Source organism: Belliella filtrata (assembly GCF_022549775.1).
GTDB lineage: Bacteria > Bacteroidota > Bacteroidia > Cytophagales > Cyclobacteriaceae > Belliella > Belliella filtrata.
On record NZ_JAKZGP010000074.1, the window covers coordinates 1 to 19,483 of the forward strand.

16 protein-coding genes and 1 pseudogene are annotated in these 19,483 nt (G+C 36.4%); 14 read left to right on the plus strand and 3 right to left on the minus strand.

Annotated features, from left to right (window positions below; genetic code table 11):
• Positions 1 to 215: IS66 family transposase (locus MM239_RS18505; protein WP_241349777.1), on the plus strand; the 215-nt coding region annotated here is incomplete at its 5' end.
• Here MM239_RS18505 and MM239_RS18510 read toward each other — a convergent pair.
• Together MM239_RS18510 and MM239_RS18515 are read right to left on the minus strand one after the other, a co-directional pair.
• On the minus strand, positions 188 to 370 hold the full coding sequence (locus MM239_RS18510) for a hypothetical protein (protein ID WP_241349778.1): 183 nt from the start codon (positions 368 to 370) through the stop codon (positions 188 to 190). The genes MM239_RS18505 and MM239_RS18510 overlap by 28 nt on opposite strands.
• 633 nt (positions 371 to 1,003) lie before the next feature.
• Positions 1,004 to 1,351 (minus strand): hypothetical protein, encoded by a 348-nt coding sequence (locus MM239_RS18515; protein WP_241349779.1) that lies wholly within the window; start codon positions 1,349 to 1,351, stop codon positions 1,004 to 1,006.
• A 567-nt stretch (positions 1,352 to 1,918) separates the two neighbouring features.
• On the opposite strand from MM239_RS18515, the gene MM239_RS18520 reads away from it, so the two are divergent.
• A complete protein-coding gene (locus MM239_RS18520; RefSeq protein WP_241349781.1) occupies positions 1,919 to 2,767 on the plus strand; it encodes a maleylpyruvate isomerase N-terminal domain-containing protein in 849 nt (282 codons plus the stop codon).
• 418 nt (positions 2,768 to 3,185) lie between these two features.
• Here the strand turns inward: MM239_RS18520 and MM239_RS21255 are convergent.
• A pseudogene (locus MM239_RS21255) lies at positions 3,186 to 3,479 on the minus strand (transposase); the annotation flags it as partial.
• A gap of 50 nt (positions 3,480 to 3,529) precedes the next feature.
• Here MM239_RS21255 and MM239_RS18530 point away from each other — a divergent pair.
• The 12 genes from MM239_RS18530 (at position 3,530) to MM239_RS18590 (ending at position 19,248) form a co-directional block, all read left to right on the plus strand.
• Positions 3,530 to 3,985, plus strand: coding sequence for an alpha/beta hydrolase (locus tag MM239_RS18530; protein WP_241349784.1), 456 nt, complete (start codon positions 3,530 to 3,532; stop codon positions 3,983 to 3,985).
• A 24-nt stretch (positions 3,986 to 4,009) separates the two neighbouring features.
• Positions 4,010 to 4,309 (plus strand): hypothetical protein, encoded by a 300-nt coding sequence (locus MM239_RS18535; RefSeq protein WP_241349785.1) that lies wholly within the window; start codon positions 4,010 to 4,012, stop codon positions 4,307 to 4,309.
• Positions 4,310 to 4,487: 178 nt separating this feature from the next.
• Positions 4,488 to 4,775 (plus strand): DUF4260 domain-containing protein, encoded by a 288-nt coding sequence (locus MM239_RS18540; protein ID WP_317235649.1) that lies wholly within the window; start codon positions 4,488 to 4,490, stop codon positions 4,773 to 4,775.
• 320 nt (positions 4,776 to 5,095) lie between these two features.
• On the plus strand, positions 5,096 to 5,680 hold the full coding sequence (locus MM239_RS18545) for an RNA polymerase sigma-70 factor (protein WP_241349787.1): 585 nt from the start codon (positions 5,096 to 5,098) through the stop codon (positions 5,678 to 5,680).
• A 124-nt stretch (positions 5,681 to 5,804) separates the two neighbouring features.
• Positions 5,805 to 6,848, plus strand: a complete 1,044-nt coding sequence (locus tag MM239_RS18550) for a FecR family protein (RefSeq protein WP_241349789.1) — start codon at positions 5,805 to 5,807, stop codon at positions 6,846 to 6,848.
• 216 nt (positions 6,849 to 7,064) lie between these two features.
• Complete coding sequence (locus tag MM239_RS18555) at positions 7,065 to 10,493, plus strand: SusC/RagA family TonB-linked outer membrane protein (protein ID WP_241349790.1); 3,429 nt, start codon at positions 7,065 to 7,067, stop codon at positions 10,491 to 10,493.
• A 58-nt stretch (positions 10,494 to 10,551) separates the two neighbouring features.
• Entirely contained in the window at positions 10,552 to 12,054 is a 1,503-nt protein-coding gene (locus MM239_RS18560) for a RagB/SusD family nutrient uptake outer membrane protein (protein ID WP_241349792.1), read from the plus strand.
• Between the two features lie 18 nt (positions 12,055 to 12,072).
• Positions 12,073 to 12,906 (plus strand): DUF4843 domain-containing protein, encoded by an 834-nt coding sequence (locus MM239_RS18565; RefSeq protein WP_241349794.1) that lies wholly within the window; start codon positions 12,073 to 12,075, stop codon positions 12,904 to 12,906.
• A 133-nt stretch (positions 12,907 to 13,039) separates the two neighbouring features.
• Positions 13,040 to 14,455: a PKD-like family lipoprotein gene (locus MM239_RS18570; RefSeq protein WP_241349795.1), complete on the plus strand. Its 1,416-nt coding sequence runs from the start codon at positions 13,040 to 13,042 to the stop codon at positions 14,453 to 14,455.
• Between the two features lie 255 nt (positions 14,456 to 14,710).
• On the plus strand, positions 14,711 to 15,583 hold the full coding sequence (locus MM239_RS18575) for a S1 family peptidase (RefSeq protein WP_241349797.1): 873 nt from the start codon (positions 14,711 to 14,713) through the stop codon (positions 15,581 to 15,583).
• Positions 15,584 to 15,648: 65 nt separating this feature from the next.
• Entirely contained in the window at positions 15,649 to 16,761 is a 1,113-nt protein-coding gene (locus MM239_RS21115) for a TlpA disulfide reductase family protein (protein ID WP_317235650.1), read from the plus strand.
• Positions 16,762 to 17,544: 783 nt separating this feature from the next.
• On the plus strand, positions 17,545 to 19,248 hold the full coding sequence (locus MM239_RS18590) for a M48 family metalloprotease (RefSeq protein ID WP_241349799.1): 1,704 nt from the start codon (positions 17,545 to 17,547) through the stop codon (positions 19,246 to 19,248).
• Positions 19,249 to 19,483 lie beyond the last annotated feature (235 nt).

Below are 19,483 nucleotides of genomic sequence, written 5' to 3' on the forward strand. Positions count from 1 at the left end.
CTTTTCTCTACTACCAAAAAGTACCACCAGATAACAATGCCTCTGAAAGAGCCATCCGCAACATCAAGGTGAAACAAAAAATATCAGGACAGTTCAAATCCAACAATGGAGCTGAAAACTTCTGTGTTATAAGATCCGTCGTGGATACCCTGATCAAACGTTCGGGAAATATCTTAGAAAATCTAAATCATATAGCTAATTTACAACCTGAGTAGTTACAATAATTTAACTCTTTATCCTTATTAAAAATGGCAGTAGCCTCTTCAATTTTTAATGAAAGATTTTCTGAATCAAATCCTTCAAGAATATCCTCTTCTTTTTCTGTGATGATTAAATCTTTTAATTCAATAACACTTTTTATTTTACCCAAAATCTCCGAAGTTTCTCTGCTCGGATTAAATTTAACTTCATCCCATTTAAAGAATTATTAGTGTGTAAAGATTGTTTGGATGAGAAGTGTACTTATAATTTATAACCTCTTGGTTATAAAGAAATGTTCCATAGATTGATTTGTCTTGTCCAAGGAGATTTTATGTAATGATAATTAAAACAGCTACAAGTAGAAATTTCTTCATATGGGTGATATTTAGGTTGTGTGAGACAAGACTAAAAAGTATTTAATACATAAATATATTGCTAGTTTAGTATAATGTGATTAAGCTAAGCCATTTTAATATATTAAAAATATCAACTTAGTGTCTTTTGTAAAATGGATTAACTTTTAATCGTTAAAAAGTGCGTGATTTTGAGGTAGAGAAACTGGAGTAAAATTAATCAAGTCTCTAATTATTCAAATTCTTTATTTTAGAATTTCATTCAAATAGCATACTACTTGATGCTTTTAATGTTCAGATGCAGTGCAGCTCTGAATTTCAATTTTAGAATTGTAATATTTACTTGTATAATTAAATAGAACTTTTGGACCTAGGTTTAGAGAAGGAAGGCTCTTTGGACAAGACGATTAAGTGAAACACTTATCGATCAATATCAGGTAAAATTGCCCCTACCTTATTTCGTTTTCATAAAAGTAGTTTTCATTATTTATTTCAGCCAAGTCTAAAATCGTCTTTTCTTTGTTGAGTAGAACTTTGATCATATTGTTCAAAGCAGTTTTCCTAGAGATGTTATTTTTAAGCTTAGCACCATAACTAGTAAGTACGTTGTCAATGGTGTGAGCAATAAGAGCAACTTCAACTTTAAAGCTGTCTTTACTAACGGTTGGGTCATAATAAGTAAGCTCAGACATTTTTATTTTGCCTGAGATGTTGAATGGCTTTCTTATTTGACCAAGTCTCAATAAAGAAAACCAAGTGTCTAAGTGTGCTGATTTTTCTGCTGTCCAATTTGTCATATGATACTGCTTCTAATGTTGGCGTTAACTTTCAAATTCCTTTGACTATTATCAGATTTCCCCACGCTTTTTTAAATGGATATTTATTAGTCTATCTTTATCCGTTACCTAGATAATGTGTTAAAATTATTCAATTTTAATAAATCAAAAAATACCCTGATCAGGGTATTTTTACTCCATTTTATATAATTTATTTATAATATATATTAGTAAAATCCTTTGTTTTTAAAAGGTTCTCACTTTTTGAAATCGAGGAATGCATTTCAAAATTTTATCCAATGCTTTAAAAATAAGTAAGCCATCAAACGAACAGATCAAAGCGATACGCTATAAGACGCCTAGTTTCTCTTAAAGAAAGGGGGCACAATCTTGCTCGCTTAAGAAGCTTAGTGCTAAAAACATTATGTTCTTTGTGTAAAGAACACTCCATGATTGGAGTTTAATGTGAAAAAAAGATTGGTTAAGTTTGAGAATCGAAGTAATCTGCAATACCGACTCCTAAATAATTCGAGACCCAAAAGTTGCGGAAAGCAAATTTTATAACGTTTTCTTAAGAGCAGCTTTCAAATGACAAACGAACTGAAAATTGAAACTTTACATTTATTTCCCATCCTGGACAGTAAACTGATAGAACTTTTAAGATCTCTATCAGCAAAAGAATGGGAAAGTCAAACTGTGGCTAAACTTTGGAATGTAAAAGATGTTGCCTCTCACTTACTTGACGGAAATTTAAGAGGGCTATCTACTTCAAGGGATAATTTTTTTGGAGCAAAATTAGAAAGTATAAATTCTTATCAAGACCTGATTGATTTCCTGAATAAATTGAATATGTCCTGGACAAATGCAACAAAAAGATTAAGTCCACAAGTCATTATTAGCCTTTTAGAGAGTTCAGGTAAAGAATATACAGCACATTTAGAATCGCTTAACTTGTCCGATGACGCAGTTTTTTCGGTAGCCTGGGCAGGACAAGAAACTTCTCCAAACTGGTTTCACATCGCAAGAGAGTACACAGAAAAATTTTCACATCAACAACAAATTAGGGATGCGGTTGGCAAACAAGGAATCATGACCAAAGCGTTATTTTATCCATTTATTGATATACTAATGCATGCTTTTCCATACACATTTACCCAAGTACAAGCAGAAAATGAAACGGTTGTATCAATTGAAGTTACTACTGAAATAGGTGGAGTTTGGAGTATTATAAAAAAAGAAGTGGGTTGGGAATTGGTTAAGCGTAATAACCTTATTCCATCATCAAAGGTGGTGATTTCCCCTGATATAGCTTGGAAGTTATTTTCAAAGAGCTGGAAACCTGAACAAGTAATTGACAAAGTCAAGATAATAGGAGATGTTGAATTGGGAAAAAAAGCGCTCAATATAGTTGCAGTAATGGCCTATAAAGATAATTAAGCTGTTATCAAACAAACCAAAATATTTTATAAATGAAGAGTTAAATGGTTGTAATTGAAATGCTTAATATTCCTCTGAATCGGTCAAAAACTAGGGGGTACATACCTTTACAAGGTGAATGGATTGGGGAAGTTGATCTATTTTTTAAAGGAGTGACCAAAAAGAGCCGTTATATTAACCCTTCGTCTGCAAATGAATAGTAGCTTTCAACAAGTCTATAAGCTAAACGCTGTCTAAGACCTTGAGATTTAGTTAAGGTTTCTAAGTGGCGTATTATAAAAGAATAGGTGAGTGCATGTCGGAAAATAGCTTTAAGCAGTTTTTATCATGAGAGAACTAATGATGTAAGAAGGTTGCCTAAGCCGCAATATTCAAGGAGCTTCTGCAAGAGTTGTTTCAGGAAAATGGAGGATCATCTCTATGGTTTTGAAAAGCGTTGATCCGCTGGGAATAAACGTATTGCTACTGGTAGCAAGATCATTAAAAGTTCCACATCTACTGGACAATAATGGCTTCCCGAAGAAAGTACCCCCACAACAGCAACCTGACCGTTGTCCTGTTTGCCTAGGCAACCGAGGTACTGCCTGCCCACGCATGCTGCATGCCGTCCTTTCTTCTGAAATCCGACTTCATCGATTAATAGGGTGGTTTCTTCAGACCCTGAAAGAAGCGATGATGTACTTTGGGATATCTCATGGAGTACCTGGGTATAGTCCCATGGGGAATTACTGAGAAGGTGATGGAGGCTCTGATGAGGAGAATTTGTTCTTACGTCGCTGGAACCCTAATAATTTATCTTCAGAAAGAAAGGAAATAGCAATATTGATTCTTCATGGTTTTATAGCACATCGTGGAGCCTATGATATGGCTGGAAGACCATTTTCTGAAAGTGGTTATACTACCTTTGGACTGGATTATAGGGGCCATGACTTGTCGGGTGGAAATAGAGGTGATGCACCAGGAAAGAAAAGACGGATCTCCGATTTGGCTGAGGCGGTGGTATTTATAAAGAAACTAGGGTGTTCTGCGGTGGTTGTACTTGGCCATAGCTTAGGTGTTGCTGCTTCATTCACTGTTGCAAATACAGGTCCCAACGAGATAGCAGGTTTGGTTCTACTTTCTGGCGCATACGAAGGTAGGAAAGGATTATCAAAGACGCCTTCATTTTTGCATAAAGCCCGATTTGTTGCAAGTGCCGTTTTCCGCCCACCTCACTAATCAGTTGGATATTATAGTGAAGCAATGGCTGTACCTGAAGATAGTCTATTTACAATGAAGTATACTCCGAGATTCCTGATGATGCTTGATGTTAAAACACTCAGGTTGCCAGATGATATGAAGATCCCTGTATTGGTAGGCCTAGGTGATAATGACGAATTATTCACTGTAGAAAAAGAGAAGGAACTGTATGAATTGATCCCCGAAGACAAAAAGGAGTTTTTGGTAATGGAAAATACAACACACTCATTAATCCCTCGGGAAAGCTGGATGCAGGTTGTCAATTGGCTTGATTGTACCTTTATCAATTTTGAAATGAATTAAAAAAATAATTAATGAACTGTATCTAAATAGTTTAATGCGTTTAATCGGTTTAAACATAAATATAGAAGTTATGACTAAAAATATTAGAAATCTTTTGAGATTAGAAGAATTGGGACAGTTTTTACGCTCAATAATCCTGTTTTGTCAATTAGACTATTTATGGTGAGTTTATCCTGCCTTGCTGCTGTTGCCCGACCTATCGATGGTTGGCTATTTGGCCAATTCTAGAATAGGAGCTATGTTCTATAATTTGTTTCATCATAAATTTCTTGCAATTATTATCTTGGCTTTGGGCTATAGCTTTAATGTTTCGGAGTTAACACTTGCTGGTATAATCCTAATTGGACATTCTGCAATGGATAGGATTTTTGCTTATGGCCTAAAATACCCTGACAATTTTAAAAATACCCATTTGAGATGGATAGGTGAGAAGGATGATTTTATTAAAAGAAATATAATCTATTAGGCAATTAAGGATTAGTAAAATCACTTACGGTCTTGGTTTTGAGCATTTATATTTCTTCAATAAATTATTCAAAAAAAAACAAATCAGACGCCAGCTGAGTTTCTAGGGGCATTAAATTAAATCTGGCTGGAAGATTATCTCCGTGCTTAAAATTAATGGTATGATAAGTTTTTGTTATTTCTGAATTGGTAAAGAAACAAGAGTTTTGTTGATGAATTACTATTTTTATTATTGTGTTAATGTAATTTTAAAAATTATTTTACTTAGTTTAGATTCATTAATGAAAGGCTTTGGAATTATGAATATTAAACAAAAACTCTATGGATTATTCTTTGCTACAAGATGAGGAGTTAGTTGATCATTTAGTACAGGGAGAAGATGAAAAAGCCTTTCGGGAAATATACAACCGGTATTGGAAACAAATATTTTTGCAGGCTTATAGAAAGACTGGCGATAGAGAAACTGCTGAGGGACTGACTCAAGATCTATTTATGAGCTTATGGGATAGAAGGAATTTGATAGGTATTCAGCATCTCTCTGGCTGGCTGAATCAATCCATACGCTATGCCATCATTAATTTTTACAAATCTCAGTTGGTAAAGGAAAAATACAAGCAATTTGCCAAAAACCATTTTAATACTTCAGAGAGTAGTACTGATCATTTGGCCAGACTAAATGAACTTTCGGAAAGCATCAGTCAAGCTTTAGATTCTCTCCCAGAAAAAACAAGAATTGTGTTTAAAATGAGTCGGGAGGAGAATAAGTCAGTAAAGGAAATAGCAAGTTTATTGGATCTTTCCGAAAAAGCGGTAGAATACCATATCAGCCAAAGCCTTAAAAAGCTGCGGGTTTATCTAAAAGATTACTTTCTAGGGCTTCTTTTTATGATTTTTAAGGTTTGGTAGTCATTCAAGTGTATTTTATGCATTACCCCAATAGGAATAAATTAAAAAAAAAATCACAAAAATTTCATCTAGTATTTAGGGATTGGTTCGGTCTGATTGACTATACAATTGAATAAAGCAAAATATGGGCAGAGATTACCTTCATAATTTACTGGAACGTTACCAATCGGGACAATGTAGCGATGAAGAACGGAAAATCGTGGAAGCATGGTACGATTCTTTAGGGGAAAAGAACGGTTTATCCGAGATAAGTGAACAAGAATTAGAATCAGTAAAGGAAAGGGTATGGGCGCTTGTTAACATAAAGCCTTCAGAGTCATTAAAAATAGAAAGAAAAGTAAGTCCTCAGGCAGAGGTTGTTCAATTGTGGCCGAGGTTATTGGCTGCAGTGGCAGTTGTAGGAATTGTAATTTGTGCCACACTATTTTTTAATGTTTACAATAGACCATCAGGATTTACACAGGAAAAGCGTGTAGCGGCAATTGACAGTCCTATTACGATAGAGAACCATACGGATTCACTCATGATATTAAATTTGGAAGATGGAAGTCTGGTCAGTCTAGCTGTTGGATCCAAGATAATTTTTCCTGAGGAATTTGGACAGGATAAAAGAGAGGTCTTTATATGGGGTGAGGCATTTTTTGAAGTGAGCAAGAATGCTGATAGTCCATTTTATGTATATGCTTCCAATTTAATTACCAAAGTGGTTGGAACAAGTTTTTTTGTAAGGTCAGGGAGTTCCCAGATGAGTGAAGTAGAAGTGGTTACGGGAAAAGTAATAGTTACGGCAAATGAACAAGGCTTGTTCTCAAGTAAAAATGAGGTTTACATTACACCAAATCAAAAGGTGGTCTTTGATGCGGATTCTAAGAAATTAATTCCGACGATTGTAGATAATCCAAATCCGCTTGAGAGTGCGAAAGCTATGATTGAGTATGGGTTTGTCTATAAAAATGTGCAACTGCTTCAGGTTTTGAAAGACATTGAATTAACCTATGGTATTAATATCATCCCTGAAGATACTAGAATATATAATTGCACATTTACTGGTGATTTAAATGATGAAAACATGTTTTCTAAGCTGGAATTAATATGTCAATCCACAGGAATGACCTATGAAGTCCATCACACCAATATCCTAATTAAGGGAAAAGCATGTAACCCCTAGTAATATCGAACCTATTATTCCATCAAATAACAGACTAACTATGTAGCAAATTTACTTTAACCTAAATTTTAGCGGAGATACCTGATCCAATCCCCAAAATTGGATCAGCTGAGCGTAGAATAAAAACTGGCAATGCCCCAACATTGCCAGTCAAACTACTACCTGATGGTAGGATTTTGCCCCAAGTTAATTTTAGAACAATAACATTACAAATATATGAAAAAAAAGCAGTTCTTTGCTTTGACTGGTATCTTTACTAAGGTATCCATTTCCATGGCATTTATAATGACCATTGCCTTTTCAATTGGACTTGCCAATGGACAGTTATTAGATAAAAGAGTCTCCATTTCATTGGAGAAAGTTGGAATAGAAGATTTTTTGGCGAATCTCCAAGATGTGGCAGATGTTAAGTTTGTCTATAGCCCATCGGTTATTCCCCTCAATGAAAAGGTTTCCCCCAAATTCGAACAGCAAAGACTTAGTGAAGTGCTTAGTGCTACCTTATCTGACTTTGGAGTGGGTTACAAAGAAATGAGTGGTCAACTTGTTCTTTTTAAACATGACCCGGTGAAAAGAAGTACGGAAAAAGAGGACTTAAACACCCCTAAAAATTCATCTAAAGCGATAATGCTTTCGGGTAAAATCACAAATAACATGGGGTTGAGTATTCCTGGTGCCACCATCATCCTAAAAGGGACCAATATTGGGGTTACTTCCGACAATGACGGTAATTTCAGGTTCTCTATTCCAGATGATCATGAAGGGGGGATTCTGTTGATCTCCTTTATAGGTTTCAAAACCCAAGAAGTGAAAATCGGGAATCAAAGTATCTTTGAAATAATCCTTCAAGAGGATGTCGGCAATTTGAGTGAGGTGGTTGTAAATGGATACTCTGAGATCAGAAGGGACTCCTATACTGGAACCACAATTACTATTTCTGGCGAGGATTTAAAAAGGACCAATCCTACCAATATTCTGGCGGCCATTCAATTATTCGATCCTTCGTTTAGAGTATCGGATAATAATGCCCTGGGATCCAATCCAAATGCCCTACCTGAAATAACTGTTAGGGGTTCCACTGGTTTGCCAAGTAGCAGCTCAGAATCCAGTGATGGTTTCAATGTGAGCAAAGCCTCAATGCTCAACAATCCGAATCTACCAACCTTCATTTTAGATGGTTTTCAAGTAAGCATCCAAACCGTGTTTGATTTAAATTATAATAGGATTGCTTCCATTACTTTGCTAAAAGATGCAGCTGCTGCAGCTGTATATGGGTCACGCGCTGCCAATGGCGTGGTGGTCATAACTACTAATCCTCCAGAAGAAGGCAAAATCCATGTGACGTATACTAGCGACATTACTATTAGTGGCCCAGACCTTACGGTGTATAACCTGCTAAATGCTGAAGAAAAGCTAGAGTATGAAAGATTGGCAGGGCTCTATAACACAAGCACGAATAGCAATGGGAATAGCCAGAATGAATTGGATTTACTCTACTATCAAAAGAAGAAGAATGTGGTTAGTGGTGTGGACTCCTACTGGTTGTCTGAACCTGTTGAGACCTCTATTGGGAATTCACAATCCATATACATTGAGGGTGGTTCCAATACGCTGCTCTATGGAGTGACGGGAAGATATCAGAATATGAAAGGTGTCATGAAAGGTTCTGAGCGTAACAGGTATGGAGGGGATTTGACACTTAGCTATAACCTGAAAGACAAAATTACTTTTTACAATCAACTATCGATCACGGCAACAAATAGTCAGGAGTCCCCATATGGAAGTTTTTCTAACTATGCCAGAATGAACCCTTATTACCCTAAAACAGACGACAATGGAAATATCCTACAAGCTGTGGACAGCTGGCAACGTCGTGAATCATCTGGTACCCGTGTTCAGGATGTAGTGCTCAATCCTGCATACAATGCTACTCTAAGCAATTCTGATATTGAAAGTTACACTCAGATTATCAATTCGTTTTCTACTGTATATAGGGTTACCCCTAGTCTGCGCATGCAGGCACAAATCAGTTTAAATAGAATGCTAATGGATAGGGATAGATACCAATCACCATTCAGCAATGAATTCTATAGCTATATTGGGGATGACCTTAAAAGGAGAGGACGTTATGACTATGCAGGATCGAATGAGACTTCTATTGATGGGAATTTTGTGGTTTCATACACTAAAGTTATAAATAAGACACACTTTTTGAATGCATCCCTGGGAGGGAATTTGAGAGATTATAGTTCTGAATTTAAGAGTTTTGCGGCTACAGGATTCATAAGTGATAGATTTACAAATATATCTTTTGCTAATCGCTATGAAGAAAATGCTTCTCCCAATGGGGATAAGTCTATAGAACGGTTGATAGGCGTATTTGCCAATATCAACTACTCAATTGAAGATAAATATCTCTTTGATTTGGCTACACGGATTGATGGATCTTCAAAATTTGGTACTGAGAACAAGTATGCTCCTTTTTGGGCAGCTGGTATAGGTTGGAACATGCATAATGAGGGTTTTTTGTCTAATTCTTCCTATATCAATAGACTGACAATCAGAGCCACTACTGGGGTCACAGGAGAGGTTTCTTTCCCATCTTACATGTCCAAAACTACTTATGAGTATAGAAATGAGTGGTATTCTACAGGTGTAGGTGCTGTGAGTCTTGGATATGGAAATGAATCATTGAAATGGCAAAAGACACATAATTATGATTTAGGCGTAGAAGTGTCCCTGTTAAAAAATCGAATTTACTTTTTACCGAGGTACTATTACAGGCAGACAGAGGATGTATTGGCAGATATAATTGTTCCTACATCAGTCGGGTTTGGATCTTATAAAGCCAATCTTGGAGTGATGGAAAACAAGGGTTTTGAGATGATGCTGAGATCAAACGTGATCCAAGGAGCTGGGGGGTGGTATGTAGGGCTTTTTGCCAATATTGCCCAGAATAGAAATACCATCAAAAAAATCTCAGAATCGCTAAAGAAATATAACGATGAAGTTGACAATGATCAAGGAGGGGCACCACTGCTAAGATTTAGGGAAGGAGAGTCCTTGAATACTATATATGCTGTTCCTTCATTAGGTATCGATCCAGAAAACGGTAAAGAACTTTATGTCAAAAAAGATGGTACGATTACCTACATATATGATGCTAAAGACAATGTGCCAGTGGGTGATAAATCTCCCAAGATAGATGGGACTTTTGGTGCCAATATTTCCTACAAGAATTTTTTTCTCTCTGTTAATTTTTACACAAAATTAGGGGGTGATCTTTATAATCAAACTCTGGTGGATCGTGTGGAAAATGCAGATCCGAGATACAATGCAGATAGAAGGGTGCTGTCCGAGAGATGGCAGAAGCCTGGAGATGTGACCTTCTTCAAGGATGTAGCGATCAGGGAAAACACCTTTGCATCCTCCCGTTTTTTGCAGTCTGACAATGCAATAGAATTACGTTCGGCAAACCTGAGTTACGAAAGCTTTGGCAAGCTGGCAAAGGATCTGAAAATGGAAAGTCTCAGATTCACAGTGACCATGAATGATATTTGGAGATGGGCACCTGTAAGGTTGGAGCGTGGTATTGAATACCCATTTGCCAGGATGGTGACATTCTCCGTTCAGGCTAGATTCTGATCAGCACTAAAATCAATCAAAATTGACTTAAGAAATTTACAGTATTAAATGTATAAAAATGAAAAAGTACCTGAAATTATTTCCGTTCATATTCATTTTTTCCTCTTGTGGAGATTATCTGGATGTGAGACCGGAATCCCAAATTGAGAAAGAGGTATTATTCAGTACCGAATATGGTTTCTTTGAAGCACTTAACGGCGTTTATGTGAGGTGTACTGAAGGTGATATATATGGAAATGAACTTACTTTTGGTTCCCTTGATGTTTTGGCACAAAATTATTCCTTCACTACTGGCACCAACACCTTGGCGGAATCTTATGCTGAGACGGCTGAATTTAAATATCAAAACAATGCTTTTGTAGATAGAAAAAATCGCATCTGGAATGGGTTATACAATGCCATTGGCAATTGTAACCTTATACTTCAAAATATAGATGAAAAAGAGGGTGTGTTTACGAGTGGGCTTTATGCTCCGATGATTAAAGGTGAAGCCAAGGCCCTGAGGGCTTACATTCATTTTGATTTACTGCGATTGTTTGCACCATCTTTTGTTAACGGTCCTGCTGCTACTGCTATTCCATATGTTACCAAATATTCTACTGAAGTAACTCCTCAGTCTACCGTTTCAGAAGTTTTGGATTTGATCATTGCAGATCTATTGGAGGCAAGATCCTTATTAGAATCTGATCCCATACTTGCAGAAAATTATGTAGTTGGATATACCTACAATGGAGATTTTGACGGTTTACCAGATGATGGTTCTAATGAGGAACAGGGCAACAATTTGTTTTTACAGAACAGAAGACACCGAATGAATTATTATGCCGTCTGCGCCGAGTTGGCAAGGGTATATCTGTATAAGAACGATAAGGTCAATGCACTCAAATATGCCCTGGAGGTAATTGATTCCGGTAAGTTTCCGTGGACAGATAAAAATGATTTTACTGCTGATGATGATAGACTTAAAGACCGTGTCCTCTACAAAGAATTGATTTTTGGATGGTACATACCTGCCATGGAGGTAAATCTGAGAAGCAGATTTGAAAATATAGCTTCCAGTACAGCAATCGTAACAGCTGAAGGTAATATCCTCTATGAAACGGGAGGTGTAGGTGCGGATGATTTTAGGTATAAAGAATGGATGAAACAAGAAAGTGATGGCATTACAAGAAAATTACTTTTTATCAAATATAAACGTGACGCCAATGCAAACCTGCATAGTTTGATGGCTCCAGCTTTGCGATTGAGCGAGATGTATTACATAGCTGCGGAATGTAGCTTTGATACAAATCCAGAAATGGCCTGGGGATACTTCAATACAGTAAGGTTTCATCGGGGTATAGGTACAGAGATACGTAATTCAAATGATTATGAGTTTTTTATAGCTGAGTTAATAAAAGAGGCACGTAAGGAGTTTTACGGAGAGGGCCAAATTTTCTATATGTACAAGAGGCTGAACCGGGATATTTTAGCTCAGTCTGGAGGTTCTATAGCCGCAAGAGATCAAGTCTTTGTATGGCCTATGCCTGATGATGAGATTGTTTTTGGAAACAGAAATTAAAATATAAACTAGTCTAACATGAAAAGATATTTTATAATCATTATTGTAGCATCAATTTACTTGTTTTCTTGCCATCAAGAGGATCAGCTTTTGTATCAGTCAGCAGATAATGTTTTCTTTAATTTTGATGATGAAAACACAAACAATAGAGATAGTATTTTTTACACATTCGCCTATGATCCTAGCTTAGGTTCTGACACAGTATTCTTACCCGTGACCATTTCAGGCCGAAGAGTCTCACATGATCGGGAGTTTTATGTTTCAGTTCTTGATTCAGGTACTACTGCTGTTGTAGGTGTTCATTATGAACCTTTGAAACCCGTCTATATCATGCCTGCGGATTCGGGAAAAATCTCCATCCCTTTCATTATGTATAGCACAGACCCTATCCTTGCGGATACTTCAGTAGCAGTCAGAATGATACTTAAAAGCAGTCAGGATTTTGGTGTAGGGCTTCCTCATTTGATCTCTGCCAAGGTATTGTTTTCAAATAGACTGGAAAAGCCTGAATGGTGGGACCTCTGGGTTGGTCAGTTGGGAAACTATTCCCGTACTAAACACCAGCTTTATTTGATCTCAGTTGGAAACCATGATTTGATTTCTTCCTACGCAGACTATCTATTCATTCCAAGAAGTCTCTTTTTGATCGATCAGCTGAGACAGTTTATTAATGATCCTTTCAGTTGGGTAGAGGCCCATTCGGGTGAATACAATTTAGAAAAAGTGGATGATAAGCTTTATTATTTCTATAATTTATCAAACCCAGATACAAAGTACAAACTGGCTTATTATCAGGATGATGGAAAGTTTTATTTCTACAACGAAAACAACCAACGAATAACTGTAAATTAAATCTTTTCAGTTGAGGTGAGTTTTTTCGTCCATCATTTTAATACCCTTGTTTAAGACTTTGGCTTTCAATTAAAAGAAAGTCTTAATTAACCATAATCAAGTCTAAATGAATCAAAGTGAAAAAAATATAGCTATGAAATCATATTTTATTATATCAATATTGTTCTGTCTTATTTTGACAACCTCATGTTATGAGGATTTAGGGAATTACAATTATGAACTTCCAGAGGAACCGCAAGTATTTGGTGTTGCTGATTCAGTGTTCAGGGTGTCGGTGGGTGACAGTCTGAAAATACATCCTATACTTAGCCATAGCAAGGCAGATAAAGATAATTTCTCATATGAATGGCAAATTCAGATAGCCGAGGAACTAAGGCATGTAACTTACACTGGACAAAATCTAGATATTCAGTTTGGGTTTAAAGCTGGAAGTTACCCTGGTATTTATAGTGTATATGACAAGTCAAATGGAATGAAATATTTTTATCCATTCACTATAGAATCCCAAACACAATTTTCAAGAGGTATCTTGGCTCTTTGTAATGATAATGGGCAAGGTAGACTTTCTTTTGTTAGGCCCGATTCCACGGTTATCAATAACTTATACCAAAGTTTAAATGGAGGTACTCTTCCCAATAATCCGATTCAATTGGTTCCTATTATCAATCAGGCAAATTCTAATACAGGCCTTACCAGGTATTGGCTCTTAGGCAAAGATGAAATCAATCCAGGCGTGGGTATTAACGCAGGTACCTTGTTTTTCGAAGCAACACTTAAGGATAATTTTTTTGCACCTTTACCTTCTATTGAACCAAACTATGTTTATCCAACATTTCTTGGGGCTTCTACAGGAGTATTCAATAATAAACTATATCTCGGTACCACCAGTACACAGGATATCAGTCCGGATTATGGCAGGTATGGGAATGCTATTGCAGGAGACTATTCGCTAGCTCCAAGTTTTATCTATGTAGATTTTCAGTATTATCTAGGCTTTGATATCAAGCATTATCAATTTGTGCGCTTCGCTAGCAGTGGCGCATACTATGGAGTGGATTATAGAGTAAGTACAGTAGGGACAGGTTTTGATCCTAAAAAGCCTGGTTTGGTTTCCTATTCCCATATGTTTTATTTAAATGGATCAACTTCATATGCCTATGGCATTGACTCTCTTAATAATTTTGTGGAGTTTAAATTCATGTTGGCAGGCGATAATTTTGTAACAGATTATGTTAGGAAGTTTGTAAGACCGGACTTGATCAACGAATCGAATTTATGGATTGGCAATCAATTTGGAATCATATATTTCACCTCAAATGAAAAAATATATCGATATAACCCCCTAAATGAAGAGATTATTGCACTCTTGGCTGACTTTGGCGGTAAAACGGTAACTATGATTGAATTCGTTCCAAATAGCGATTACATCATTGCTGGTACCGAAGGAAGTTTATATTATTTAGATATAGGAACTGGAAAAACGGGAAATATAGTGCATCAAATAAATGGTTTCGTAGGTGCTCCTGTTGATGTTTATATCAGGAATTGACCCTATAATCAATAACATCCAATCCATTCTAATTTTAGAATTCTGCAAGAAAAGAACTTCAATGTTAATTTGTGTCATCTAGGTCTCATCAGCAGTTTTCAGGTAGAATGGTATATTAAAATTCTTTTTCTGTGTCAATACCAATAAGCTCTTTTCAAACTTTGGAGTTATTGGACTTGTCAATTAATTAGGGATAGTTGGATTTCTTTCCTCAGTATATCATTTCAATCAATATTTTCATTCATTAGATAAAATATGAAATTAAGGTTTTCAAAATGCAAAGCTATATTATCGGCGATGCTTTTATTTCTTGGACTCACGGGATATTCTCAGCAGTCAAAGAAAATATATGAGTCCGAATCAGGTGTCACCATTGATGATGCCGTTTTTCAACATATCGATCAGCAAGCCTTTAAGCTGATGGAACAGCGGCATCCTGAAAGGTTTGCTACACTGGCAACTCAACTGGACAATGATCATGTTGATCTCAAGCTATTGAGTTCCCTAAGAAAAAAGATCAAGCTATCTGAGGTATATCAGAAGAATATTTCCGGAGTACTTGTAGTAGCTACTATTTATAAATGCGATGATTGTCCTAATAACCATATCCGTGCTTCTACTGGTTTTATAATTGCCGAAAATGGAATTGCTGTAACAAACTATCATATTTTCAAAGGAGATGCCACTAATGAAAACTCTGATTTGGCTGTGGTCGTGATGGATTATGATGGGAAAGTTTATGCTGTAAAAGAAATTCTTGCGGCAAGCCTTAATGATGATCTGGCTATCTTTAAGTTTGATGCAATAGGTGAAAAAACAAAAATCTTGCCCTTAGGTCAGGATGTTATACCTGGTCAGGATGTAAGTATTATATCTCATCCACACTCCATGTTTTATTCCCTTACCTCTGGAGTAACAACCAGAAGTTATATTCGAAATGGAACAAAAAAAACCAGTATTACTGCAGATTTTTCGCAAGGCTCAAGTGGGGCACCTGTTTTTGATGATAAAGCAAATGTGATAGGCATTGTGTCTGCAACCAGGTCACTATATAATACTGATAAAAATATTCAGATGGTTTCAAGGGAAATAATACCAGTTAGTCGCTTAAAAGCTTTGATTAATTGAAACTTATGGAAGACTATCAAAACGTAACTCTACTTTAAAATCTACTTTATTAAATAAACTTTATCATGAAAGAAAAATTAGTGATTTCAATTTTGGCATTGATAGTCTATGCCTGTCAGCCTTATAGCGAGAAATTGGTGGAAGAAGTTGATTTCTTTACTATCGAGGGGGAGATCAAAGGTCTAGATGTTTCAGAGATCTATTTTATGCACAAAGATTCTGCGGGAGAGCATAAGGACACCTTGGTCGTCGATAATGGGAAATTCAGTGTTAGAGGAAAAACTGATGAGCCTCAGTTTGTTATGATTTATTCTGATAAAGTTAGGTTTCAGAAGGTGTTTTATGTAGAAAATAAAGCAATGTACCTCAAGGGTACATTTGATTCATTGCTCCACGTTGATGTGAGTGGATCACCTGTGCAGGATGATTATGAAGTTTTGGAAGAAAGAATTCAGACTCATAGAGATTCGGTGATGGTATATTGGAATCTGGCCCAAGAGGCCAGTAGCAAAGGAGATACAATAAAAGCAAATGGTTATCAAGTTATTGCCGACTCCATGTACAGGTCCGAGTCCGGAATTCGGAAGCAATTTATTTCGGAGTTTCCTCATAGCTTTGCGAGCCTAAACGAGTTGTTGAATTACAGTAATGAGGAGAACTTGGAAGAATCTCTAATGCTGTATGCTGGATTGTCCGACGCTGTAAGACACACCAAAAAAGGAAAGGAAGTCGCTATCCACCTGGATAATCTGGATAAAGTTAAACAGGGTAATGTTGCTTTGCCATTTTCCCAAAAGGATGTTGATGGACAGGAGGTCAGCTTGAATGACTATAATGGAAAATATGTATTGCTGGAATTTTGGGCAAGTTGGTGCGGACCTTGTCGTGCTGAGAATCCCAACCTCCGAGCAGAGTATTTGAAATATCATGATAAAGGATTTAATATTTTAGGTATATCGCTTGATGACTCAAGAGAAAAATGGATGAAAGCATTAGAGAAAGATGACTTGCCCTGGACACAGGTGTCAGACTTGAAGGGTTGGCAAAATGAAGTAGCGATGCTTTATGGGGTCAGGGGTATTCCTGCCAACTTCCTCATTAGTCCAGATGGAATAATTATAGATAAAGGATTGAGAGGTGAATCTTTGAATACCAAGCTTAAGGAGATTTTTGATTAATAGCTATGCGTGGTTTTTTATGCCAAATTCTCTCATAGACTTTTCTTAGAAAGGGTTTAGTAAAACACAAAACTTGTGAAATTAAAAAAACCAGTTCAGCTTAACTCCTGGACTGGTTTTTTTATACCTTATTGATGGTAGCTACTGCCTTTGTCAATCCAGGTAAGGGTATATGCATGAATAAACATGGGGGGGAGTCCAATCAGCAATAAGATCAAAACTAAATTTCATACTACCTTTTAAATTTAAAGGTCCATATAATATATAAGGTAATTATGTGGAATGACTTTTCCTGAAAAATTAGGAAAATACTAATGTTTAGAGTTTTACCTAATGCGATTTAGTGTTTAAATATATAATAATCAATACAATAAAAACTTGATGTAGCTTTAGTAAATGAGATGGTTACAAGTCAAAAAATATGGCTAGGTCAAAAGATGTGAAAATTTCTGCTAACCTTTTCCATAAGATGTTCATTTAAGTTTAACATTTGATTATGGTGCGGCATCAGCCTTTTTGCCAATCAAGACCAAGAGGCAAAGGAATAAATGAAGGCTAGGAGGGAGGCCAAGTGTTTATGCCGGAAGCTCTTGGACACTACAGCAGGCAAAAGGCTAAATTTGTACTGTAATGGAATGCTAAAAAAGAAATATTTTGAATCGACTGCTCTTTAAATCTAAAAACTATTTAATACATTAGTTGCATTGAAATGTGTCTTAATCAGAGGATTGGATTTCTTTCAACATCAAATGAATTTCAACATCAAATCTTCTTTTAGTTTTTATGAAAATTAAAGACATCAAAGTTTCCTCAGGGTTTAAGATTCAAACCACAAAGGCCATTTATGCCATCGCTTTATTCATTTTTGTCTACTTACTGCTGCTGACTTTAGCTGTGGCCTTGACAGTCTTATGCATTATAGGTGGCTTCTATATCATCGCTGCCAAACCAACTTTTATCACCATTGCCATTGGGATAGCCCTAGCAAGTCTTGGCATGCTTATTTTAATGTTCCTGCTCAAGTTTATTGTCAAATCTCACAAAATTGATAGATCATACCTGGTTGAAATCACCAAAGAAGAGGAACCCATGCTCTTTGGTCTCATAGAAGAAATAGTGACAGCAATAGGAACTGATTTTCCAAAGAAAGTATACCTGTCTAATGAGGTCAATGCAGCTGTGTTCTATGATTCCAGTTTTTGGAGCATGTTTTTCCCCATCAAGAAGAACCTCCAATTAGGCATGGGGCTAATTAATTCAGTCAGTGTTGCTGAATTGAAAGGAATCATTGCGCATGAATTTGGACACTTTTCTCAAAGAAGCATGAAGGTGGGGAGTTATGTCTATCACGTCAATCAGGTAATCTTTAATTTAGTTGAAGACAATACATCTTACAGCAACTTAATTGAAAAGTGGGCAAACATCAGTGGCTTTTTTGCCCTTTCAGCTTCTTTGGCAGTCAAGATAATCCTTGGCATCCAATGGATATTAAAACAGATGTATGAGGTTGTCAATAAAAACTACATGGGTCTTTCAAGGGAAATGGAGTTTCATGCAGACGAAATAGCAGCGCACATTACGGGTATAGCGCCCATGAAGACCTCCTTGCTAAGAATTCCTTTATCAGATCATGCATTCACCTCTACGCTTAACTATTATGATGGCAAAGTTAAGCATAATATAAAATCAGGTAACATTTATGGGGATCAAGCTGCCGTACTTTCTTTCCTTAGTGAGTTCAATCAAATCCCTTGTAAAAATGGGCTACCTCAAGTTTCCCTTACAGAGCAATCCAAATTCAACAAATCAAAATTAACAGTAGAAGACCAATGGTCTTCCCATCCGAGTACCGAAGACAGGTTGAAGAGATTGGAAAAAACCAACCTCCATGTCGATCAGCTTGAAGAACATTTGGCCACTACCTTATTTCAAGACATTGAAAAGACACAGGTAAGATTGACCCACCTGATCTTTGACCATATCCCTTATGAAGGAGAGGTGGTAACGCAAAGCACAGCGGATTTTATTGAAGATTATAAAGCTGATATTGAAAGCAATTCATTTCCAAAGGTCTTTAATGGTTATTATGACAATAGGAATCCCATAAGCGCTCCAAATGAAGAGATCAAGCCTTCAGTAGATCCAGCAAGTACCGCTGACGCCTTATTTTCAGATGAAAAAGTTGATCTTGTCTATACTGCAATTGCCTTGGAAAACGACATTGATTTTCTCAATAAAATCTATTTTGGCAAATCACCTATCAAGACCTTTGATTATGATGGGAAAAAGTACAAGAAGAAAGAAATCAATAAACTGGTTCCTGAGCTAAAAAAACAACTTGAGGAGATTAATCAACAAATACATGCCAACGATTTAGCGATCTTTTCCTATTTTCAGGAACTCTCTATGAGGCAAGAAAAAACAGGGCTTTGGGAAAACTGTTATGATGAGCTTAATAATTTTGAGAGGCCTATGAGCATAAGATAGATCTCTATAATAAACTTTGCGACGGCATTCAATTCATTAGTTACAATACTCCTGTAGAAGACATCAAGTTTAACCTCAATAAGCTCAAAAGTCAAGAAAGTAAGCTAAAGGCAGCAATTCCGATTTTAAATAATTGAAGTAGTTTGATCAATTTGCTTTAGAAAATAGACATAGGATTCCCATGACCCTGTTTCCAGGGAATTCTTTTTTTTAATTAAACCAGTTTTTGTGTTTT